General features: G+C 59.1%; 19 protein-coding genes. 9 read left to right on the top strand and 10 right to left on the bottom strand.

Annotation, left to right across the window (positions count from 1 at the left end; translation table 11 throughout):
* Nucleotides 1-144 precede the first annotated feature (144 nt).
* Both P9250_RS08480 and P9250_RS08485 read right to left on the bottom strand, forming a co-directional pair.
* The gene (locus P9250_RS08480) at nucleotides 145-1524 is read right to left on the bottom strand and encodes a sigma-54 dependent transcriptional regulator (RefSeq protein WP_309845390.1); all 1380 of its coding nucleotides are present in this window, start codon (nucleotides 1522-1524) and stop codon (nucleotides 145-147) included.
* Nucleotides 1509-2993, bottom strand: a complete 1485-nt coding sequence (locus tag P9250_RS08485; RefSeq protein WP_310392766.1) for a HAMP domain-containing sensor histidine kinase — start codon at nucleotides 2991-2993, stop codon at nucleotides 1509-1511. The genes P9250_RS08480 and P9250_RS08485 overlap by 16 nt, the downstream gene beginning before the upstream one ends.
* A gap of 427 nt (nucleotides 2994-3420) precedes the next feature.
* On the opposite strand from P9250_RS08485, the gene P9250_RS08490 reads away from it, so the two are divergent.
* Complete coding sequence (locus P9250_RS08490; RefSeq protein ID WP_310392371.1) at nucleotides 3421-4545, top strand: VIT1/CCC1 transporter family protein; 1125 nt, start codon at nucleotides 3421-3423, stop codon at nucleotides 4543-4545.
* Between the two features lie 30 nt (nucleotides 4546-4575).
* On the opposite strand, the gene P9250_RS08495 is transcribed toward P9250_RS08490, so the two are convergent.
* The 4 genes from P9250_RS08495 to P9250_RS08510 all read right to left on the bottom strand — a co-directional run bounded on the left by P9250_RS08495 (nucleotide 4576) and on the right by P9250_RS08510 (nucleotide 9964).
* The gene (locus P9250_RS08495) at nucleotides 4576-5502 is read right to left on the bottom strand and encodes an alpha/beta fold hydrolase (protein ID WP_310392373.1); all 927 of its coding nucleotides are present in this window, start codon (nucleotides 5500-5502) and stop codon (nucleotides 4576-4578) included.
* On the bottom strand, nucleotides 5499-6239 hold the full coding sequence (locus P9250_RS08500) for a DUF4118 domain-containing protein (protein WP_310392376.1): 741 nt from the start codon (nucleotides 6237-6239) through the stop codon (nucleotides 5499-5501). The genes P9250_RS08495 and P9250_RS08500 overlap by 4 nt, the downstream gene beginning before the upstream one ends.
* Before the next feature lie 413 nt (nucleotides 6240-6652).
* A complete protein-coding gene (locus tag P9250_RS08505; protein WP_310392768.1) occupies nucleotides 6653-8452 on the bottom strand; it encodes a serine hydrolase domain-containing protein in 1800 nt (599 codons plus the stop codon).
* 276 nt (nucleotides 8453-8728) lie between these two features.
* Complete coding sequence (locus P9250_RS08510) at nucleotides 8729-9964, bottom strand: MFS transporter (protein WP_250468217.1); 1236 nt, start codon at nucleotides 9962-9964, stop codon at nucleotides 8729-8731.
* 139 nt (nucleotides 9965-10103) lie between these two features.
* On the opposite strand from P9250_RS08510, the gene P9250_RS08515 reads away from it, so the two are divergent.
* The 5 genes from P9250_RS08515 to P9250_RS08535 all read left to right on the top strand — a co-directional run bounded on the left by P9250_RS08515 (nucleotide 10104) and on the right by P9250_RS08535 (nucleotide 12723).
* Nucleotides 10104-10553, top strand: coding sequence for a helix-turn-helix domain-containing protein (locus P9250_RS08515; RefSeq protein WP_310392379.1), 450 nt, complete (start codon nucleotides 10104-10106; stop codon nucleotides 10551-10553).
* A 489-nt stretch (nucleotides 10554-11042) separates the two neighbouring features.
* Nucleotides 11043-11303, top strand: coding sequence for a hypothetical protein (locus tag P9250_RS08520; protein WP_250468215.1), 261 nt, complete (start codon nucleotides 11043-11045; stop codon nucleotides 11301-11303).
* A gap of 37 nt (nucleotides 11304-11340) precedes the next feature.
* Nucleotides 11341-11601, top strand: coding sequence for a hypothetical protein (locus tag P9250_RS08525; RefSeq protein ID WP_250468214.1), 261 nt, complete (start codon nucleotides 11341-11343; stop codon nucleotides 11599-11601).
* 37 nt (nucleotides 11602-11638) lie between these two features.
* Nucleotides 11639-11899, top strand: coding sequence for a hypothetical protein (locus tag P9250_RS08530; protein WP_250468213.1), 261 nt, complete (start codon nucleotides 11639-11641; stop codon nucleotides 11897-11899).
* Nucleotides 11900-12429: 530 nt separating this feature from the next.
* Nucleotides 12430-12723 (top strand): hypothetical protein, encoded by a 294-nt coding sequence (locus tag P9250_RS08535; RefSeq protein WP_310392383.1) that lies wholly within the window; start codon nucleotides 12430-12432, stop codon nucleotides 12721-12723.
* A gap of 344 nt (nucleotides 12724-13067) precedes the next feature.
* On the opposite strand, the gene P9250_RS08540 is transcribed toward P9250_RS08535, so the two are convergent.
* Genes P9250_RS08540 through P9250_RS08550 form a run of 3 tightly spaced genes read right to left on the bottom strand, consistent with a single transcriptional unit; the run spans nucleotide 13068 to nucleotide 16079 of the window.
* A complete protein-coding gene (locus tag P9250_RS08540; RefSeq protein WP_409014828.1) occupies nucleotides 13068-13730 on the bottom strand; it encodes an ankyrin repeat domain-containing protein in 663 nt (220 codons plus the stop codon).
* The gene (locus P9250_RS08545) at nucleotides 13727-14284 is read right to left on the bottom strand and encodes a cytochrome c (protein WP_250468359.1); all 558 of its coding nucleotides are present in this window, start codon (nucleotides 14282-14284) and stop codon (nucleotides 13727-13729) included. The genes P9250_RS08540 and P9250_RS08545 overlap by 4 nt, the downstream gene beginning before the upstream one ends.
* Before the next feature lie 55 nt (nucleotides 14285-14339).
* Nucleotides 14340-16079, bottom strand: a complete 1740-nt coding sequence (locus tag P9250_RS08550) for a PQQ-binding-like beta-propeller repeat protein (protein ID WP_250468212.1) — start codon at nucleotides 16077-16079, stop codon at nucleotides 14340-14342.
* A 386-nt stretch (nucleotides 16080-16465) separates the two neighbouring features.
* Here P9250_RS08550 and P9250_RS08555 point away from each other — a divergent pair, with 386 nt between their 5' ends.
* The 3 genes from P9250_RS08555 to P9250_RS08565 all read left to right on the top strand — a co-directional run bounded on the left by P9250_RS08555 (nucleotide 16466) and on the right by P9250_RS08565 (nucleotide 19838).
* The gene (locus P9250_RS08555; RefSeq protein ID WP_250468211.1) at nucleotides 16466-17194 is read left to right on the top strand and encodes a heme-binding protein; all 729 of its coding nucleotides are present in this window, start codon (nucleotides 16466-16468) and stop codon (nucleotides 17192-17194) included.
* Between the two features lie 722 nt (nucleotides 17195-17916).
* Complete coding sequence (locus P9250_RS08560; protein ID WP_250468210.1) at nucleotides 17917-18999, top strand: glycosyltransferase family 4 protein; 1083 nt, start codon at nucleotides 17917-17919, stop codon at nucleotides 18997-18999.
* Nucleotides 18996-19838 carry a polysaccharide deacetylase family protein gene (locus P9250_RS08565; RefSeq protein WP_250468209.1) on the top strand — a complete coding sequence of 281 codons (843 nt, stop codon included), beginning with the start codon at nucleotides 18996-18998 and terminating at the stop codon, nucleotides 19836-19838. Before P9250_RS08560 ends, P9250_RS08565 begins: the two co-directional genes overlap by 4 nt.
* 31 nt (nucleotides 19839-19869) lie before the next feature.
* Here the strand turns inward: P9250_RS08565 and P9250_RS08570 are convergent, their stop codons facing one another.
* Nucleotides 19870-20712 carry a PA4780 family RIO1-like protein kinase gene (locus P9250_RS08570; protein ID WP_250468208.1) on the bottom strand — a complete coding sequence of 281 codons (843 nt, stop codon included), beginning with the start codon at nucleotides 20710-20712 and terminating at the stop codon, nucleotides 19870-19872.
* Between the last annotated feature and the right edge of the window lie 110 nt (nucleotides 20713-20822).

The raw sequence follows: 20822 nt of genomic DNA on the forward strand, positions 1-20822 counted from the left end.
CTCCTCCACTAGGTGCGCAGTCTTTTGCAAGCCCTATGCCATGAGCCTCGACCCCTTGCAGCCTATGGGCGACGCCATGTCACGCGATCACGGTGTCAAGGAATCGGACACACGCAGTCCGGTTGCTTGACACTCGCCGTTTGCTCAGTCGCCGGAATTGGAAGAGTCGACGTTCGCCAGACGCGTATAGAGCGACTGGCGGCTGATGCCGAGCCTGCGCGCGGCTTCTGCGCGATTGCCATCGGCGAGTGCGAGTGCGCGGACGATCAGCGCCCGTTCGAGTTGCGCGAGCGCGTCGTTGAGCGGCAGTTCGGCGAGACTGGCGGGAATGGCGTCGTTGACGCTGGCGGCGGTATCGAAGAGAAAGGCGAAGTCATCGCGCGTGAGCAGCGCGCCGGGCGCAAGCGCACTCGCCCTTTCCATGGCGTTGGCGAGTTCACGGACGTTGCCGCGCCAGCCGAAGGTGACGAGCAGACGTTGTGCATCGGATGACAGATGCTTGCGCGTTTCCGGCGATGCCGCGAGCGTCGAGAGGAAGTGCTCCGCGAGCGGCAAGATGTCCGCAACGCGTTCACGCAAAGGCGGCATATGCAGCGGAATCACGTCGAGCCGGTACAGCAAATCCTGACGGAACGTTCCTGCCGCGACCATGGCCGGAAGGTCACGATGCGTCGCGGCCACGATGCGCACATCGACGGCTATGGTTTGATTCGCGCCGAGCGGCGTGACCTGGCGCTCCTGAAGCACGCGCAAGAGCTTCGCCTGCATGGCAAGTGGCATGTCGCCCACTTCATCGAGGAACAGCGTGCCGCCGTGCGCCTCTTCGAAGCGCCCGCGCCGTTGTGCATGCGCGCCAGTGAACGCGCCCTTGCCATGCCCGAAGAGCTCGCTCTCGAGCAAATCCGCTGGAATCGCCGCACAGTTCACGGCGACGAACGGTCCCCCGGCGCGCGCCGACGCGCGATGCAGCACGTGCGCCGCCACCTCCTTGCCCGTGCCCGTTTCTCCGGTGATGAGCACGGTCGAACTCGTGCCCGCCGCGCGGCCAAGACGCTTTTGCACGTCGCGCATGGTTTCGCTGATGCCGAGCAATTGCGGCTCGCGCGACGGCGCTTCGTCGGCGAAGGCTGGCGGCGCGGCGGCAGGCGCATCGGCGTGCGCGGCGAGCATGCGTTCGAGCAACGCGGCGATCTCGTCGCGGCCGACGGGCTTGGTTAAATGCTCGAACGCGCCGAGCCGCATTGCGCCGATGGTGTTGTCGCTCGTCGCGTGCGCCGTGAGCATTGCCACAGGCACGCGTCGAAGGTCTGCGTTCTCGCGCAGCGATTCCAGAACCGAGAGACCGTCCGCACCGGGCAGCCGGAAGTCGAGAAAGATGCAGTCGGGGGTGTCGTGCTCACGCAGCCGCTCGAACGCCGCCTCGCCGGAGCGCGCTTCGAGCGGCGTATGACCCAAGTCCTGAACGGTTTCGGCGAGGCCTTCGCGGAAGGCATCGTCGTCGTCGATGATCAGTATGGTCGCCATGGCAAATCGATCACAAAGCGCGTCACGTTGGAATCTTCCGCAAGATAGGCGCGCCCGCCATGCGCCGATGCAATCTCACGAACCACGGCAAGACCGAGCCCCGAGCCGTCGGGGCGCCCCGTCACGAACGGCTCGAAAATGCGCTCTCGTTCGGCCACGTTCACGCCGGAACCATCGTCGATGACTTCGATTCGCAGACGTTTGCCCTGCGCACATTGTGCGCCATGCACGCGCACCGTTACGTGTCCGCCCGGCGGCGCATGCCGCAACGCGTTGACCACCAGGTTGTCGAGCGCGCGCGCCAGTTGCGCGGGATCGAAGACGGGCTGGGTCGAGCCTGTCTCGACCTCCGCGTGCAGGGAGACGTCCCGGCATTGCGCGCGCGACTCATGCGACTGCACGATCTCCGCGAGCCAGACGTGCGGGTCGACCGCGCGCGCGTCGATGGTCACGGGCTGCGTCAGGGCAAGCAGGCTCGTCACCTGTGATTCGATGCGGCCCACCTGCTCGATGATCGTCTTCAACGCGGCTTCGCGGCGCGTGGCGTCGCCAGCAAGCGCGTTTTCCGCTTTCAGACGCATGGCGCCTGCGGGGTTGCGTATTTCGTGCGCGATCTGCGCGGCCATCTTGCCCAGCGTGCTGAACCGCTCCGCCTGCGCGAGTTGTGTGCTCAGTGCGTTCGCTTCGCGCTGCAGGCGCTCGGCGCGTTCGACGTATCGATTGAGCGCCGCGACGATCTGATCCAGATCCTGCTCGCCGAGCCGTTCCAGCCGCTTGCCTTGCTCGAACGCGCCCGCTGGCGCAAGCGCCCGTTCGAGCCGCGTGAGGTTGCGTTTCCAGCGCCTGAGGGCCAGCGCAAGAAAGAGCGCAAGCACGACGATGATGGTAAGCACGCCCGCGAGAATGCTCGCGGCGCGCTCTCCATACGGCCCGAGCGGTGGATGCGCGCGCGTCAGCATCCACGCAAAGAGGCCTGTATGGCGCGGCACGGGACACGCGACGGCGACCACGGCATCGCCGCCGCTCGACACGACATCCTCTTGCATCTGGCTCGCGCTCGCCGCGTTTTTTAGCGTTCGCAGAATGAGCGGCGTTTCGGCCTCGGGGACATCGCGCTTCACGCCGCTGCCTTCGTACGTGGGAAAGGCGTACGCGAGAAAGCCGTTCGGTGCGCCCTTTGCAGGAGCCGCGGTCCAGAAGCCGCCTTCGATGCCATCGGTGCGGATCAGCACGAGGTCGAGGACCGCGTGCATGAGATCGAGGTTGGTTTCGCCGGGACGTTGCATCGACAAGTCATAGCGCGATGCGACCGCCGTGCAGGCTGCGGTTGCCTGGCTTTTCGCGGCGGTGACGCGCTCGCCGAGCGCCGAGGAAAGCATGAGCCACACGGCGGCCGTGAGCAGCCCGCAGAGGACCGCCACGAGTATCCAGAGCGCAAAGAGCTGAGCGGAGAACGACGGTCGCGGCATCAAGATAGGGAGGCTGAATGGGTTGGCGCTCTTGTAAGCAAGTATCTCGCCTAGCTTGGATCGGGAAGCGATTGTTCAAGCATTGGATGACGATGTCGAATGCTTTCGTTTTTGCGGCATATTTGTGTGGTGCAGTGAATCGCTCCTCCCAACTTCGTGATACGGTAGCGCAGCACGTGTCTCGTCGAGGCATGACGCAGCGTTGACGCAACGGGCTTACCGCATCTTTGTTCCATCGATCATGCAGTTTGATTTCCCATTCGGGCGACCATCCTTTAGAGGCTGGTCGCCCGTTTGTGCATTTGGGCTCGCAAAACCGTGAGCAGAGTTAGAAGTGTTTTTATTCTCATCTGAGATGAGAGTCGCTTGAATTTTTTTCGCGCGCCTGCGATGCGAAAGGCAAGAAGTGCGCGCGATGGGAAACGACATGGCTTCCGCACAAGAACTCAGAAAATTTCGGGCAAACCTCGCCGATGAACTTCACAGCGCCGCGATCTACGAGACGCTGTCACGCGTGGAACAAGACCGCTCTCGGAGCGAAGTCTTCAGCGAACTCGCCGCATCCGAACGAATGCATGCACGCGTGTGGGCCGATAAACTCAGGGCAAACGGAAAAAAGGCGCCTTCCGGTTTCAATGCCAAGACTTTTCTCATGCAAGCGCTCGTCCATTTGCTCGGACCGCGCTTCGTGCTTCCGTCGATTGCGGCTGCGGAGTTTGCCGACCGCAACAAGTACGCGGGCAATCCGGACACCGCACGCATGTCGGAAGACGAGCAACGACATGCGAGCGTCGTGCAGGCAATGGCGAACTCGGGCATGCCCGCGGCGTCGCAAGGCGCGGACATCGCGCAAGGCGAGTCGTGGCATCGCGGCGTTTCATCCGGCAACGACTTGCGCGCCGCCGTGCTCGGCGCCAACGACGGCCTTGTCTCGAACTTCTGCCTGATCATGGGCGTGGCGGGCGCTGGCACGGGCAACAAGGCCATCCTGCTGACCGCGCTTGCCGGATTGATTGCCGGCGCCTGTTCGATGGCACTGGGCGAATGGCTTTCGGTGACCAATGCACGCGAGCTTGCGCAGGCGCAGGTATCGAAGGAAGAGAACGAACTCGAGCACAGCCCGGAATCGGAAGAACACGAGTTGACGCTCATCTACAAGGCGAAAGGACTGAGCGCGGAAGAAGCGAGGCGCGTGGCCGCGCAGATCATGCAAGACAAGGACAAGGCGCTAGATGTGCTCGTGCGCGAGGAACTGGGTCTGGACCCGGCTGAACTCGGTGGCAACCCTTGGTCCGCGGCGGCCGTGTCGTTTTGTCTGTTCGCCGCCGGCGCTATTTTTCCCACGATGCCGTTTCTGTGGACATCCGGCACGACCGCCATTGTTCAGTGCATCGGCTTCAGTGTGCTGGCGCTGGTGGCTATCGGCATGTTCACGTCGCTCTTCAATGGCCGCAGCGCAAGCTTCTCGGCGATGCGCCAGGTTGTCGTGGGACTGGCTACTGCCGCGTTCACGTTCGGCATCGGGCACGCACTGGGAGTGGCGGTGTCTTGATGGAAGCAAAAGCTCGACATTACCGTCACGTCAAAGGTCGCGGCGAAACCACTTCGCGAAGACGCCAGATTCCGCGAGCGAGTGGGTAGCCTGACGCCGCGTTCCTTGCGCTCGCGCGACAGAGACTGCATTCAAGCCATCGTTCTTCAGCTTGGCCGCCTCTTCAAAAAAATAATGCGTTTCGCGAGCAACCAGATCGCGTTCATTGTCCATCGTGATGATGTGATAGCAGTCGTCGAGGAAAATCTTGCGTCGACGTGTCGAACCGATACCGCGATACACGAGATCGGCGTTCGCGGTGGTGGAAATGTCGTCGTCTATTGCGTGAATCAGCAGGCAATCTGCTTTGATCTTTGCGATGTTTTTGGTTACGTATTTCGCCAGGGCTTTGGCTTCGAAGATATGGTGCATCGATAAAGTGGCGGCGCCGATTTCGGAATCCCCTCGACGCTGCATGCTCTTTGCCACTTTTGCCCTTAGCGCCTCGTTCTTCAAACCGAAGGGCGAGCGCTCACGCAAGCTGTAGAAATTCCGGATCGGTGTTTTATAGGCGAGACCTAGCATCCAGTGATACCAGGGAATGGTCCAGCCGTCGTAGTCGAGCGTGACGGAGAGTAACGACAGCGCAAGAATTTCAGGCTCCTCTATGGCGAGCGCAAGCGCCAATGTGGCGCCAATGCAAAGACCGCCTACCGACACGCTGCCATACGCGCCCGCGAGTTTTCGATAATGCGCCCTGACCTGCTCGCGCCACTCGACGGACGTGCCGCATTCGGTTCCAAGTCCATACCCGGGCAGGTATGGGACATGCACGGCAAAGCCTTGTTTGACGAGCGCCCGGGCCACATAACCCATTTCCTGCGGCGTGCTTCTCAAGCCATGAAGCAATAAGACAGCATGATTTCGGCTGCTTGCGGCGTGGACGATATCCTGCATCAATAGGTTTTGAGCGCTCATTCAACAGACTCGGGCGGAACTTTCAAAATCAGATACGCGCCGTGCGAGGTAGGAAAGCGCTCCAAGCGACATGTCAAATCGGAACCAATGACATCACGGCGAGGCAATCTGACAACCCAGCTTCTCGTGACCTCGTCGCTCGATTGTTCGAAGGCCGAGGCAAACGTAGACGCGTCGCTTTCGGAAAATGTCGCCATTAGTCGCGATGAAGCCGATTCTCCTTCCAACGGCGCAAGTTCTTTTTCGAACGATTCGTTGACGTACTCATAGGACGACCCAACCTTCCCTATGTATAGGATATCGGCGCTTTCGTCCGTGAACTGACGAACCAATCGGTCTGAAATCAAATGCGACGCCTCCGCGCTTCTTCTACGCTTGTCGGACCGTAAAAGCATTTGATGTCGGGACCGCGCGACTTCAGCAAAAAGTCTGGCTTCGTGTTGAGTGCGTCTAAGCCACTCGATCATGCAGAGGAAAAGAAGCGTAGCCGTTGGGAAAGCAACGAAAAGAATCACGTCCTCTTTGTCGAAGTATCCGAAGTTGGCATACGGTGGTACGAAAAAATAGTCGGCGATAGGCACGCCAATGGCCACCACGAGTATGGCTGGACCAATACCGAGAAAGAACCCCACGAGGACCGCCGCGACCGTGAAGAAAAGTGCAGGCATGTGCGCTTCCAGCACGGGGTGCATCAACTCTCGCGCACCGAAGGCCGCGAGCGCGGCGACCAGTGCCACTCCATAGCGCCAGGCGCCTCTGGGCGCCCAGCTCCTTGCGTTGTTTAACACTCGTACTCCACGGAGGTTTCGATGGTGCGTCTCGGCGTCTGAATACGTCATTCATGCGCACCCGTTGCGCGCTTCGCCGTCCGACAAACCACACCACATGCCAGCCGCGACGCGCACCATCTTTCGCTTCGATGAGCCTTGACTGAGATCGCGATGATTACGGCCATACTAAGCTTTAGATACTTAGGCGACCCTTAGCAAGCCGTTTCGCGTGATCGATTACATTACGCATACGCATACGCATACGCATGGCGACAAGGCACCAGACGTGTGGTTCTTTTGACGTGGACGTGAGGGTTTTGCTAGACGTGCCGATGAGTGTCGACGCGCGAGGCGTCGACACGGCTTTCGTCGTGAGGGCGTTACACCTGCGCGTAAATCGAACTGCCCAAGGTCAGCGTGGTGGCGTTGCTCGCCGATGCAAAGCGAATCTCGTAGAGATCGCGGCCGAAGTTGCCCGGCACCTTAACCGACATGCCGCCGCGGTCATCTGCAAGCGGCACGAAGAGTTGATAGCGAAGGTCGCTATTGCCGTACAGCACGTAGCCCGGCAATTCGGGCAGGCTGGTGAGATACGCGGGCTCGTTGCCGTCGACCACTATTGGCACCGCTGTCGGCGAGTCGTTCGTCACGCGCCATTGCGTGCCGAGGCGTTGCTGCCACGCGGCGTCGAGTGGCGCGAGCGCGGCGAGTTGCTGGCCGATGGGTAACGTAAGGAAGGCATAGCCCGCGCCAGGGACGACGCGTTTCATCAGATAACGATAGCTGAATGGGGTGCCGTCCTCGTCGGTTCCGGTGACGACCGCGAAACGGTACGAGGCCGTATCGCTATTGCTCCAGTACCATCCGTCGCTGCGGTACTGATAGGCGCCCGCGCCAAGCTGCCCCCACGTGCGCGTCGCACCATTCCACTGGTTGAGTTGCACACTGCCGTCGCCGTTGGCGATCACCTGAAGCGGCGAGTCCGAGTTGCCGTAGATGCCGGCCGTGGCCGCGATAACAGGACCCGTCGCCGCTGAAGGCGCCGTGCCGCCGACCGTGGGCGGCAGCGCGGCGATGGTGCCGTCCTCTTTCAATGCCGAAAGCACGATGCTCTCCGCAAGCTTGCGCGCGTCGTAGCCCGTATTGCCGGTCACCATCAACGCCAGTTGCGCCTTCGGCACGATGAAGAATTCGCTCGTGAAGAAGGCCGTGCCGCCGTCCTTTTCCCATCCGAGAACGCCGGCAGCGGCTAGCCCCGGTTGCACGACTGAATCCCATGCGAGACCCCAACGCCATTCCGGCGATGGATTGATCAGGAGCCCCGCTGTCTGGTCCGTACCCATCTGCGCGATGCCCGCCGCGGACACAATCTGCTTGCCCTCGAACGCGCCGCCGCCGAGGAACATCCGCGCGAGATTCATCATGTCGCCGGGCGTCGAACTCAGCCCGCCCGTCGCGTAAGCGTTGACGAACTCCTGATATTGCGTGCCGTTCACATAGGGATACGAGAACGAGCCATCGGTCGGCACACTCGTCAGATAACTCGAATTGGTCATCTTCAGCGGCGCGAGAATGTTCGCCTCGACGAAGCTCGCGAAGCTTTGCCCGGTCATTGCCAGGACGAGTTGCTCCACCATCGTGAAGCCGTCGTTGCAATACACCGCAAGCTCGCCCGGCAAATGCTTCAGATGAGTGTTGGCGAGCTCGGCCTGCGTGTCGGCCGCATAGCCGGGAACCGGCGAGAACGTGAATAGATTGCGCGAATTGGTACCGGGAAAACCCGACGAATGCGACAGCAGATGGCGTGTCGTGATTCGCGTGTACTCGGGGGAAAGCATCGAGAACGTGGGCAGATAGCGGACGATGGGGGTATCGAGCGTAATCAGTCCACGGTCCTGGAGGATCGTTGCGGCAAGCCCTGCAAAGAGCTTGCTGACCGATCCGATATTGAAGCGCGTCGCTGTCGTGGCCTGGGTCTGGCTCGGCACCGACGATGCGCCGAACGCCTGCTGCCACACGACGTCGTTGCCCTTGAGCATGGCAACCGAGATGGCGGCCACGGGCTGCGCCGTATTGCCGATGGCTTGCTGGATAGCCTGCTGGCCCATCGCAATGGTCTGCGGGTAAGAGGCGGCGTGGTTGTCGTCGCCGCCGCAACCGGGCAGCAGTGTCGCTAGCATGCCTGCGCCGGTGAAACCGAGGAACTGCCGGCGTCCCGAGCTGGAAGGTTTGTCGTTATTGCGGTCAGATGGAAGCACGGCGGTTCTCCTTGTTGATCCAGAGCCTACGTAGTGCGGTTTCTGCCTTGCGCGGCGAATTATAGCCTTCCTAACGGCTTCTTAGCATCGAAAATTTTGCTCTTCGGTGCGGTGTATTCGTCTCCCGTCGACATCGCCTGGACAAGCGTCATTTGCCGCTTCGCCTTTCTCGCGAAGCGGCTTTGCATGAGTCGTCGCTTAGCGATTTTGCGAACGCAACGTAACGGCCCAGAAAACGAGCGCAGCCACACTTACGGCGAACCCGAGGACGCAGACACCCATCCAGCCCGCTTGCGCATACACGTAAGTGGACGCCGCCGCGCCGATACCGCTCCCCGCCGAATAGAAAAGCATGTAGCAGCCCACGAGACGCCCGTGCGACGCAGTCTGGCCGCTCAAAATCATGCTTTGATTGACCACGTGCACTGCCTGGCCGCCGAGGTCGAGCAACGCGATTCCCACCATCAACGCGATCATGCTCTGCGACATGAGGCTTATGGGTATCCACGAAGTCACAAGACAGATCAGCGCGATGCCAGTGGTCCACTGACCGAGACCTCGGTCGGCCAGATAGCCCGCCCTCGCTGCGGCCAGCGCCCCGATTGCGCCGACCAGCCCGAACGCGCCGATCTGTGTATGCGACAGCGAGTGCGGCGGCGCGCTGAGCGGCAAGACCAGCGCGCTCCAGAAAATACTGAACGCCGCGAACATGAAAAGGCCGATCACGCCACGAACCCGCAACACGCGCTCGGATGCAAGCAGCATGAACATCGACCTTAGCAGTTGAGCGTAGGTCAGCTTGAGCGGGCTCATGCGCGGCGTCGGCACTGCGTTCCAAAGCACGAGCAGCATGACGGCCGCCAATAGACCCGATATGAGATACACCGAGCGCCATCCTGCAAGGTCGGTGATGACGCCAGCGAAGCAACGCGCCATTAGCAACCCGACTACCACGCCGCTTTGCGCGGCGCCAACTACGCGACCGCGTTCCGATTGATGCGCAAGTGTCGCCGCGTACGCGATCAATCCTTGCGTCATCGCGGTGCCGAGCATCCCGACGCCGACCATGCCGATGAGCAATATCGCCGGCGAATGCGCGAAGCCGACCATGGCCAGAGCAGCCGTGAGAAAGACGAGCTGAATGCACATCAAGACCTTGCGGTTAAGCAGATCGCCAAGCGGTACGACCAGCAACAAAGCCAGCGCGCAGCCAACTTGCGTTGCCGTGATGACGCCACCAACGGCTGCCTGCGTAATGCGGAAGTCTTCGGCAATGGCGTCGAGCAGGGGCTGCGCGTAGTAGACGTTCGCGACACTCACCGCGCAGCACACTGCGAGCAGCAAAACGAGGACGGACGGCAGTGAGCGAGGCGCATCTTCTGCGGGATTGTCGTTTTGTTCTGTCGCGTCGCACGGTGTGCTTCCGGCATTCATGGATCGCCCTGCCCTTATATCTTTAACTAGTTTCACAATGCAACTAGAATCCAGTCTAGACAAACTTGTTTTAAAATGCAACTGGTTGAGGTGGGTCGCTAAGACAGATATCGGTTCGGATTTGACTGGAGAAATGCAAATGGCGCAGCGCAAAAGTCTTGCGGATTCATCGTGTCCCGTCGCACGGGCACTCGATATCGTGGGCGAGCGATGGGCGCTGCTTATCGTGCGCGATGCGTTCGACGGCGTGCGTCGCTTCGGCGAGTTTCAGGAAAGTCTCGGGATCGCGCGCAATATTCTCGCCGACCGCTTGCGACTCCTCGTCGATGCGGCCGTGCTCGAAGTGGTCCCTGCGTCGGACGGCTCCGCTTATCAGGAATATGCGCTAACGCCGAAGGGCGAAGCGCTGTTCCCTGTGATTGTCACGTTGCGGCAATGGGGTGAAGCCAACCTTTTTGCACGCGGCGAAAAGCATTCGCAGCTAATCGATCGCGCGAGCGGTAAGCCGGTGGCTAAGCTGACGTTGCGTACGGCTAGCGGTATCGCACCCGCGGCGCGTGGAACATACGTTAAGAAAGTCGCGGCGTGACGATCTTTTTCGGTGTGAAAGGCACTCAGAACAATTGCACGGTCTCCGCTTGATTCGTTGCCTTCGGCGCGTCGACGGATTCGTCTGCGGTGCCGACACGAGTGTATTGTGGCTTAGCGGGTTCGAACCATCATTCGATTGACGCCATTGCGTGCGGGCTCTCCTTGCCATGTGCTCTCGGCACTCGACAACAGACCTTCAGAGCGCAGCCGCGTCTGCCTTGGAGATCGTGAGTCGGAGACGAGTTCCAAGGGTGTCTGTTTGTGACGTTCACTTTCTGGAGCGCTGTCTGCCGCTCTAATACACCCCCAATTTCGAATGCGTAATGAGCGCTTGCCCTTAAAGCCGTTTTAAGAATTTTTAACGTTTAAATTCATTCACTTAGAAAATAGTAAACGCCTTGACGGCTTGCTTGGCATGCCTCTCGCATAAGTAGCTGCGAGCGCAACAAATCAACGCTCGACCAACCAACCACTTAGGAGATTCACCATGCTGACGATCAAAGACCTCGCCGCTTCCAAAGAACTCGGCCGTGCTGAGATGGGCGCCATCACGGGCGGTAGCTCGTTCTTCTCGAATGCCGGTATCAACAGCAACGTTCAAGCAGGCGGCGTGTCCTTCGCTTCGCCGCAAGCGAACATCGCACCTGTCACGCAAGTCGATGCATCGACCACCACCAACGTCGATCTCAAGACCGTCAACAAGTCGATTACCGCCGTGGGCAGCATGCTCGGTGGCATGGCGCTTTAATTCACACCATCCAATCACATTGTTTAGGAGATTCATCATGCTGACCATCAAGAACCTCGTTGCTTCCAAGGAACTCGACCGCGCTGAAATGAGCGCCATCACGGGCGGTAATTCGCTCTTCTCGAACGCCGGTTTCAACAGCAACGTTCAAGCAGGCGGCGTGTCGTTCGCTTCGCCGCAAGCGAACGTTGCGCCTGTTTCGCAAGTCGATGCATCGACCACCACCAACGTCGATCTCAAGACCGTCAACAAGTCGATCACCGCTGTGGGCAGCCTGCTCGGCGGCTTGGCACTTTAATTCACACCATCCAAACACATTTCTTAGGGGATTTATCATGCTGACTATCAAGAACCTTGCTGCTGAGAAAGAACTCGATCGCGCTGCAATGGGCTCCATCGCGGGCGGCTTCTCGATCTTCTCGAACACCGGCGTCAACTCGAACTATCAGGCAGGCGGCGTGTCTTTCGCGAGCCCGCAAATCAACGTCGCACCGGTCACGCAGGTCGATGCCTCGCAACACACGAACGTGGACGTCAAGAGCATCACCAAGTCGGTCGATGCGCTCGGCAGCATGTTCGTCGGCATGAAGGTCTGAGGCCTCGCAGGCTCAGAGAGGGAAGGACCACGTGCCTTCTTCTCTCGTTGATTCTTGCCGATAACGTCCGAGCCTCAACGAGAGGACCGTATCTCCTTGCGGCCCTCTGGGTGAACTGCTTTTTTTGGCCCGCTCTTTAGCGGGCTTTTTTTCGTTGGCTGTCGCACGGTATTGAGTTGGAAGCTGATGACTCTCCGAACAGTCCTACACTGTCTCTTCGAACTGAAGCTATTCGCTCTATACGGCGAAAAAAAAAAGGCGTCCGTTACTTGCGACAGCCGTTGCGTCCTTAGCCGGCCGAACAAACGTAAATTCCTTGACTCTTTCCTAGCGTGGCCGAAACGTCGGTTTCGCTTCGTTTCGAGTGGCGATTACCGAAAGACGACTGTCTTGGTTGTCAACTCGAGTGCGAGGGTTTGCCTGGCAGAAGCGCTCATCCGCGAGCGCTATATCGGCGGACACCGGTCACGCACTTGTCTGTCGCGCTACGCTGCTGGTGGACCACTCCTGCGCTCCCTTCTAGCGTCAAGATGAAACACCGTTTCGCCGCCCAACACAAAAGCAAGGTTGTTGTCCAACAAATGCCCAATCATGTTCCAAAAAAAAAGGCAAGTATCGTTAAATTGACGCTTAAGAACCAAGACGGGCATCCGTTAACTGAGTTTCTCTCAAAGAACATGGTCCTCGGGTTAAAGACATGTTCATTCTGGCCGCCCCGCTTTGCGGGCGGCTTTTTTTTGCCGGAAGTAGTAAAGGCTTTTGCTATGGAAACGAAGGTGCCGAGAACAAGAGAACGGACGCTCGGCAGGCAGGAACGCAGGTGAACTGATCTGGACGCCATGGTCAACCGACTAAACAAACAACGCTATGGTCCAGTTCCTTCACTGATCGAACAGACACCGTCCAGCATAACCGTCCGAATAACCGAGAATTCATACGGTCCACATTGAGCAATATCTTGCGAATGCCACTCTCGAGACAAGACCCGCGCGTGTTGGAAGAGCACTCGACGCCTTCTCGCAAAGCGGTGCATATCAAGCTTGAGAGCAAAAGAGACGATTCACACGGCGACTTGGACGCAACGAAATTGGACATGCATCCGCGCAACGACGCACTGCGGCAATCGCCTAACGATTGAATCGCACTGCACGCTCACGAGCGAAAGCAATCATGGCGCGCTAAGCAAGCTCGCCACATGAGCCGAGCGCGTCTCATCGGCAATTTCCCGCGCAGTCTTGCCGCGGTCATCCTTCAAATCCCGATTCGCGCCACGAGCAAGCAGTATCGACGCAGTCTGCGCTCGATCGTATCCCGCCGCCCACATGAGCGCCGTCAGATGATTGTGATACGCGGCGTTCACGTCGACACCCGAGTCTAATAGACGCTGCACGATCGCGGTTTGCCCGAGTCCAGCCGCATATTCCATCGCTGTCTTGCCTACGCGATCCGTCGCCGCCGCATCCGCGTGTCGCGCAATAAGCAACGCCACGATTTCATCGTTGCCGTCGAACGCGGCAGCCATCAATGGTGTAATGCCCTGCACGTCAGCCTGGCTCACATTAGCGCCGCGCTCGATCAACAAGCGCGCCATCGGCGTCATGCCGCGCTTGCATGCGCTGATGAGCGGCGTGTCGCCTATACGGTTACGCGAATCGATCTTCGCGCCTTGATCGAGTAGCTCGACTACAGCATGCGTGTCACCATTGCGAGTCGCGTTAAGCAAGCGTTCGTTGAGCGCATAGGCATCGTCATCGGCATGAACGGAGTCGAGCAACGCAAGCGTCATGCATGCGAACACGAGCGCTTTGCTAATCGGTATGGAAAGCGTCATTGCAAGTTAGCGACGTAGTTCGCAAGATTCTCGATGTCCGCGTCGGTCAGGTTCTTCGTCACGCTCGTCATGTTGCCCGCATCGTTCATGCGCTTCTTCGCGCGGAAGTCCTGCAGTTGCTTCACGATATACGGATACTGCTGACCCGCGACCCGCGGTATTTCGTTCTGCCCTTTCATGCCGCCGAGATGGCACATCGTGCAGAGCACTTCATCGGACTTCTTTTTGCCCGCCTCCACCTTGACCGGGTCGGCCTTGAAATCGGTCGACACGAGTGTCTGCGCCGCGAAGTAATCGGCGAGATCGTGCATGTCTTCCGACGACAGATTGGCGGCCATCGGCGACATGCGTGGATCGCTTCGACGGCCTGCCTTGAAATCGCGTAACTCAAGGAACAGATAGCGCGATGTCTGACCCGCGAGCGATGGATAATCGCCGCTCGTCGAATTGCCGTTCTGCCCGTGGCATGCAACGCATACGACGGCTTTCGCGGCGCCGGCCTGCGCATCGGCGCGCGCGAACGCTGGCATTAAAAACAACAGGCAAGCGACCATTCCCGCTACACGAATGCGTTCGTCTCTCTTGCGTTTCGATGGACGCATCGTCACCTCAAGGCAGCGCAAACACGAGAAGGCTATTGCCACGCTTGAAGTCCAGCTGCGTGTTGCCGCCCGCCGCGACCGCGACGTATTGCTTGCCGTTCACCATGTACGACACGGCCGGTGCGTTCACGCCCGCACCGCATTGGAACTCCCACAACTTGCGGCCGGTACTCGCATCGAAGGCGCGAAAGAGGCCATTACCCTCACCGTTGAAGACAAGTCCTCCCGCAGTCGCGAGCACGCCGCCAATCAAGGGCTGATCCGTCTTGTAACCCCATGCGATCTTGCCGGTATCGACATTCACCGCAACCAGCTTGCCCCACTGTTGCTCGGCTGGAATAGTCTTGAATGCCCCGCCGAGCCATAGTTTTCCGCCGGGATAAGCGGCGTCTTCAACCTGATACGTCATCGGTTGATGCAAGTTTGCCGCATACGCCATGCGCGTCTTCGGATTGAATGCCATGGGCGACCATTCGACGCCACCGTTCGCGCCCGGCAGCATGCGCGCGCCGGTCGCTGTCGGCAAGGTCCAGACGCCTTCTTGAGGAATCATCGCTTCGGAAATGCGGATGATGTGACCGTCGCGGCGATCATGCACATAGACGAATCCGGTCTTGCCGCCATGAATGATGGCCGGAACCATCTGTCCGCTCTTGTCCTTTACGTCGATGAGGATTGGTGGGCTCACTGCATCCAGATCCCACACGTCGTGCGCGATGTATTGGTAATGCCATTTGTACTTGCCGGTATCGAGATCGATGGCGACGAGCGAATCGGTGTAGAGATTGTCGCCAGGACGAATGGCTCCATGAAGGTCCGGCGAGGGATTGCCCACTACGAAATACACCGTACGTGTCGCGCGATCGACCGCAGGCGCCATCCACACACCGCCGCCAAGCGTCTTCTCGAAGTCGTGGCCTTTTTCCGCGAGCGTCTTTTTCTCCGCCTCGATATCGCGCTTCATGTTGCGGCCCACGGCGTCGTTTTCGGCCCACACGCCTTCGCTGCCGGAGTCGGGAATGGTGTAGAAGGTCCAGAGCAATTGACCTGAGTTCGCGTCGAATGCCTTGACGAAACCACGTATGCCGTACTCGCCGCCGTTCGTGCCGATCAACACCTTGCCATCGACGACGACCGGCGCCATCGTTTCGGAATAGCCGTCCTCCGGGTCCGCGATCTGCGAGGTCCACACGACGCTGCCGGTCTTTGCATCGAGCGCCACGAGCTTGGCGTCGAGCGTGCCCATATACAGGCGGTCGCCGGCTATGGCGACGCCGCGATTATTCGGTCCGCAGCAAAAGGTCGTAACCGGTCCCATCTTGTGCTTGTAATGCCAGAACTCCTTGCCGGTGACCGCGTCGATTGCATAGACGTGGTTGTAGGAGGTCGTGAGAAACATGACGCCGTTGGATACGATCGGCGCGGTTTCCATCGACTCCATCACCGCCGTCTGGAAGATGAATGCCGGCTTCAGCTTGGCTACGTTTGAACGATTGATCTGCGCTGCCGGCGCATAACGCGTCTCGGCATACGATCCGTTCGAATGCAGCCATGAGGCGCTGTCGTTCGCGGCGGCATCGAGTTGCGCCTGCGATATCGGCCGCAATGACGTGGGAACCGGCGCTGTGGCCGTAGTGTTGGCGTTCTGGATCTCGTCGGCAGAGTAAGCCGCAGGCGCTGTAATCATTCCGAAAGCGCCGACAAGAGCCGCGACTGAACCAAGCAAAGCACGGGGATAGCCTGCCATGACGGTCTCCTTATTCATTTTCTTCTGCGCCTGTGGGCTGGATTCGAGATGCGCGTCGCGAAACGCGCGGAATCCGAGAAAAAGCATAGGCAATTTAACGAGGCACTTCCAGAGCGTATTGATACGAGCCGCGCGGCTCGTGCCAAGCGATTCATTCTTCAGCCGACGCTTCCGTCTCCTATATACCCTTCCCGACACGGCCCAAGCTCACACATACGAATCCATTACACATAAATTAATGGCGCATTCTTGAATGTTCGAAAGCCCATATTCCTTAGCGATTAAACGCTCGTTCTATTCCATTCGGCCTACTACGGTTTACCAAAATAAAAATTCATAACCCCTTCTTGTTCCTTCCTTAAACGTCTCTTGTCGGGAGAATCGCCATGCTTGAAAAAGTCGCGAAGTGCTTGGCCGTGGGTGTGCTTATTTCGGCTTCCTCATTTATCTACGCACACGATTACGACGATGTCCCTACCGGCCGGTGCACGCTTCCACAAGGAACGATTTCTCTCGTCGAACGACAGCTTTACACCGTCGTCAATCTATCCGACTCGAACGGCGGAATTTTCAAGCCCAACCGGATGTGGGCCGCCATCGTCGACCGCGAGGGTCATCTATGTTCGGTCACCAAGACCGGCGATGCATGGCCTGGCAGTCGCGCCATAGCAATAGCCAAGGCGTACACCGCAAACAGTTTTAGCAACGATGCGCTTGCGCTTTCCACCGCAAATCTCTATGCCGCCACGCAGCCGGGCGGATCGCTTTATGGGTTGAACAATTCCAATCCCTTCGACGCGCGCTTCCTGGAACAAGGCAGCGGGATCAACCATAGCGTAGGCGGCGTGATCACTTTCGGCGGCGGCGTGGCGCTCTACGCCGGTGGAAAAGTAATTGGCGGCCTTGGCGTGAGCGGTGACAGTTCGTGCGCGGACCATGCGATTGCCTATCGCATGCGCAAGCTTGCAGGACTTGGCTCCGTGCCTGCTGGCGAAGGACCGAACAACACGGACAATATCAAATACTCGACCGGAGCCTCGCCGATGGGATTCGAACAGCCTCACTGCTTCCCGAGCGATCTAAGCGCAAGCGGAGTCGAGAATATTCCGCACTGACCGTCTTCAATGACGTCACGGGCAGAGGACGGCCCGTCCGGCTGATCGGCATCGACGTGTTCCGAGCGCATAAGCGATAAGCGCCCTGTCGATGAGCAAACGATTGCGCCGCTGTCGCAGCCGAAACCAAATGAAGTCGTTTGTTATTAAATGATAGACGCATCTTTTTTAGCTTTTGCTTAACGACGCATCGTTCTTTGCGGCATTGTCCATTGCAAGCGAATGAGACTCTCACGCTTAGGTAGCGGAAAATTGCAAGGTACTAAGCCTACGAGCTTCGGCACCACGACTTTCTTAGCCAAAAGCTACTCGCATACGTTTGCCACCGTCTCAGCGGCGAATGTCGACCTATAGTCGCCTTAAAAAATTAACGACCTCTTTAGAAGCACGTTAAGCTATTTCTGGTATAGCAAAAAATTTGCATGCTGTTGGTCAACCGCAAGTAAGACATCCCCGTTAGCTATCGATGCCAGGCATCCGCATGGTAGCGACCTCTTCGCTTGCCGTGATGGACATCGAGCCGAATTCTCTGCAGAGGATCCAGACCTGCTTCGTTTGAAGCGGCCTGTCTCATCCCTCCGCTAGAAAAATCCTCAAAGACTTTTTCTTTTCTCCCCTTCATTTCCTTTACTAAAAACATGAAGGCAGAAAGCCAATCGAATTATTACCAAAAATTTCCTAAGCGTTTTTTTAATGACGCAAAGGCCTTGGAGATTAGTGCGTTGAAGATCCTACATAGCGAGTCCTCGAAGGGATGGGGCGGTCAGGAAATCCGTACGCTCAAGGAGATGGTCGCGCTGCGTGAGTGCGGCCATAGCGTGGAACTGCTGTGTCCGAGCGATGCACGTCTCGGCATTCGTTCAACCGAGCTTGGCTTCGCCGTGCACCACGCGCGCATGCGTAGCGGCGGCGACGTGCGCTCCATGATGAGAATCAAGGCGCTGCTGCAACGCCGTGCCTACGATGTGCTCAACACGCACAGCGGTCACGACAGTCTGGTTGCCGGCACGGCCGCCCGATTGGCGGGAACGCCTCTCGTCGTGCGTACGCGGCATCTCGCATTGCCTATCAGTTCCCTCGCAACTTATACGTGGATTCCTCATCGCGTCATCGCGGTCAGTCATTTCGTGCGCCGCTATCTGATCTCGGCTGGGGTCTCCGAGAAGCGCGTGGAGACTATCCACGACGGCATCGCGACTGAGCGCGCCACGCATTCGTCGCTGCGAGACGAACTCAAACTCGGGCCGGATGCAACCATCGCATGCATGGTGGCGATCATGCGCGACGAGAAGGGACACGAAGATCTGATCGACGCGGTACGGCCTTTATTCGACACGCATCCACACCTGCATATCGTGATGGCCGGGGACGGTCCCGCTTTCGAACGCATAGAAGGCATCGTGACGCGTCTGGGTCTTGCGAGTCGCATCCATCTGCTCGGTTTTCGTACCGACGTCCCCAACATTTTGCGAGGCAGTGATTTCTTCGTGCTGCCGACGCATCAGGAAGCGCTCGGCCAAGCGTTCATCGAAGCGATGGCCGCGGGCCTGCCCGTCATCGGCACGAGTGTGGATGGCGTGCCCGAATTGATCGAAGACGATGTAAATGGTCTGCTGGTACCGCCGCGCAATCCGCCGGCATTGCGCGCGGCTATCGCTCGCATGATCGACGAACCCGGCTTGCGTGAACGTCTGCGCACCAATGGCATGCGTATCACCGAGCGCGGCTTCACCATTGCAAACATGGCATACGAAACCGCGCTCTTCTACCGGCGCGCATTGAAAGAAAGGGAATCTCGCCGATGAAACAACAAGCGCGCGCCATTCCCGTGTTGATGTATCACCACGTCAGTCCGTCGCCGGGCATGATTACCGTCAAGCCCGAGCATTTTGCGGAGCAAATGGCGTATCTCGCGAGCGCGGGGTATCGCACGATCGGCGCCGTGCAACTCGCGGCGTTTCTACGCGGCGAAGAGATGCCGGAGCGCTCGTTCGTCATTACCTTCGACGATGGCTATCTGGATAACTGGGTCCATGCACATCCGGTGCTGCAGCGTCATGGCTTTACCGCACTGTGCTTTCTCGTCAGCAGCTGGCCGGGCGATGGCAACGTGCGGCCCAATGCAGCCAACGCGCCAGCCCATGCGTTGCCCGCAGTGCTCGACCATCACGCGGGCGAACGTGCTATCGAAGAAGGACGCGCCGACGATACGATCCTGCGCTGGTCCGAAATCGATGCGATGCGCCATGCCGGCACGTTCGAATTTCATAGCCATACGCATACGCATGTTCGTTGGGACCAGAAGACCGCATCGGCCGATGAGAAGCGGCAGCGCCTCAGTGAAGATTTGAAGACTTCGCGCGCGACCTTGAACGCGCGGCTGGGCCAGGTATCGGACCATCTATGCTGGCCGCAAGGCTATTACGACGAGGACTATCGCGAAGTCGCACTGGACGCGGGCTTTAGCCACTTTTATACCTGTCATCCCGGGACCAATTCGCGCGGACAAGAGGCATCGAACGAAGCGCGTGGATCGATCCGACGTCTCGAGGTGAGAGATCGCCCGGCATCGTGGCTTCGTTCGCGTATGTGGGTGCATAGCCGGCCGTTGGTGAGCCGCGCTTACCTCAGCGTCAAGCGGTAAGCGGTAAGCGATAGCCGAACCCGATCTGCGCTCAGTCCTGCTCTCGCCGCACGCGCGCGTCTTCTTCCAGGCGCGTGTCTTCGATCTCTTGCAACACGCTATCGAGATCGACAGGGCCAGTGGGCGCTTCGACGTGACCGGTCAATGCGACATCGACATGCAGGCCGCCCGCTTCGAACAGCGACCATATCTCCGTTCCGTAGTCGGTGCGCAGAAGTTTTGGCGCGAACTGACCGAAGTAACTCGCGAGGTTGTCGACGTCGCGCTTGAGCATGGGCGCGGCTTCGTTGTTGCCCGCCGCATCGACGGCCTGAGGCAAGTCGATGATCACCGGACCTTCGGCCGCCAGCAAAATGTTGTATTCCGACAAGTCGCCGTGAATCACGCCCGCGCACAGCATGCGCACAACTTGCTTGAGCAGCATTGCGTGCAGTTCCAGCGCGCGTGCTTCGGTCAGGTGAACGTCGTTGAGGCGCGGCGCCACGTTTCCCGATTCATCGACGACGAGTTCCATCAGTAACACGCCGTCGGTGCAGATGAAGGGTTGAGGCACGCGCACGCCCGCATTGGCCAGGCGAAACAGCGCATCGACCTCGGCGTTCTGCCACAACGCTTCCTGCATTTCGCGGCCGTAACGCGTGCCTTTTTCCATCGCGCGCGCTTGCCGGCTGTTCTTGACCTTGCGGCCATCCCGATACGACGATGCCTGCCGGAAGCTGCGCTGCTTCGCGTCTTTGTAGACCTTGGCGCAACGCGTCGCGTCTTGGCAGCGCACAACGTAGACGGTAGCTTCCTTGCCGCTCATGAGCTGGCTGATGACCTCGTCGATGAGTCCTTCTTCGAGAAGCGGTATGAGGCGTTTAGGCGTTTTCATGCGAGCCTCGGATGGGGCTCGTGGCGCGAGCGTTCGAGATGCGTAACGTTCCGCGAGCGGAAGACTGACGGACCGACGCCATGGAAAAGAGCGGCGCAGCCAAAGGGCAG

This window comes from Caballeronia sp. LP006 (genome assembly GCF_031450995.1).
Taxonomy (GTDB): Bacteria; Pseudomonadota; Gammaproteobacteria; order Burkholderiales; family Burkholderiaceae; genus Caballeronia.

Excerpts from the sequence above, each read along its gene's own strand:
- P9250_RS08525 (WP_250468214.1), top strand. The coding sequence starts at position 11,341 with ATGCTGACCATCAAGAACCTCGTTGCTTCCAAGGAACTCGACCGCGCT.
- P9250_RS08490 (WP_310392371.1), top strand. The coding sequence starts at position 3,421 with ATGGCTTCCGCACAAGAACTCAGAAAATTTCGGGCAAACCTCGCCGAT.
- P9250_RS08565 (WP_250468209.1), top strand. The coding sequence starts at position 18,996 with ATGAAACAACAAGCGCGCGCCATTCCCGTGTTGATGTATCACCACGTC.
- P9250_RS08515 (WP_310392379.1), top strand. The coding sequence starts at position 10,104 with ATGGCGCAGCGCAAAAGTCTTGCGGATTCATCGTGTCCCGTCGCACGG.
- P9250_RS08535 (WP_310392383.1), top strand. The coding sequence starts at position 12,430 with ATGAAACACCGTTTCGCCGCCCAACACAAAAGCAAGGTTGTTGTCCAA.
- P9250_RS08530 (WP_250468213.1), top strand. The coding sequence starts at position 11,639 with ATGCTGACTATCAAGAACCTTGCTGCTGAGAAAGAACTCGATCGCGCT.
- P9250_RS08520 (WP_250468215.1), top strand. The coding sequence starts at position 11,043 with ATGCTGACGATCAAAGACCTCGCCGCTTCCAAAGAACTCGGCCGTGCT.
- P9250_RS08510 (WP_250468217.1), bottom strand. The coding sequence starts at position 9,964 with ATGAATGCCGGAAGCACACCGTGCGACGCGACAGAACAAAACGACAAT.
- P9250_RS08545 (WP_250468359.1), bottom strand. The coding sequence starts at position 14,284 with ATGGTCGCTTGCCTGTTGTTTTTAATGCCAGCGTTCGCGCGCGCCGAT.
- P9250_RS08505 (WP_310392768.1), bottom strand. The coding sequence starts at position 8,452 with ATGCTAGCGACACTGCTGCCCGGTTGCGGCGGCGACGACAACCACGCC.
- P9250_RS08485 (WP_310392766.1), bottom strand. The coding sequence starts at position 2,993 with ATGCCGCGACCGTCGTTCTCCGCTCAGCTCTTTGCGCTCTGGATACTC.
- P9250_RS08570 (WP_250468208.1), bottom strand. The coding sequence starts at position 20,712 with ATGAAAACGCCTAAACGCCTCATACCGCTTCTCGAAGAAGGACTCATC.
- P9250_RS08480 (WP_309845390.1), bottom strand. The coding sequence starts at position 1,524 with ATGGCGACCATACTGATCATCGACGACGACGATGCCTTCCGCGAAGGC.
- P9250_RS08540 (WP_409014828.1), bottom strand. The coding sequence starts at position 13,730 with ATGACGCTTTCCATACCGATTAGCAAAGCGCTCGTGTTCGCATGCATG.
- P9250_RS08555 (WP_250468211.1), top strand. The coding sequence starts at position 16,466 with ATGCTTGAAAAAGTCGCGAAGTGCTTGGCCGTGGGTGTGCTTATTTCG.
- P9250_RS08550 (WP_250468212.1), bottom strand. The coding sequence starts at position 16,079 with ATGGCAGGCTATCCCCGTGCTTTGCTTGGTTCAGTCGCGGCTCTTGTC.
- P9250_RS08495 (WP_310392373.1), bottom strand. The coding sequence starts at position 5,502 with ATGAGCGCTCAAAACCTATTGATGCAGGATATCGTCCACGCCGCAAGC.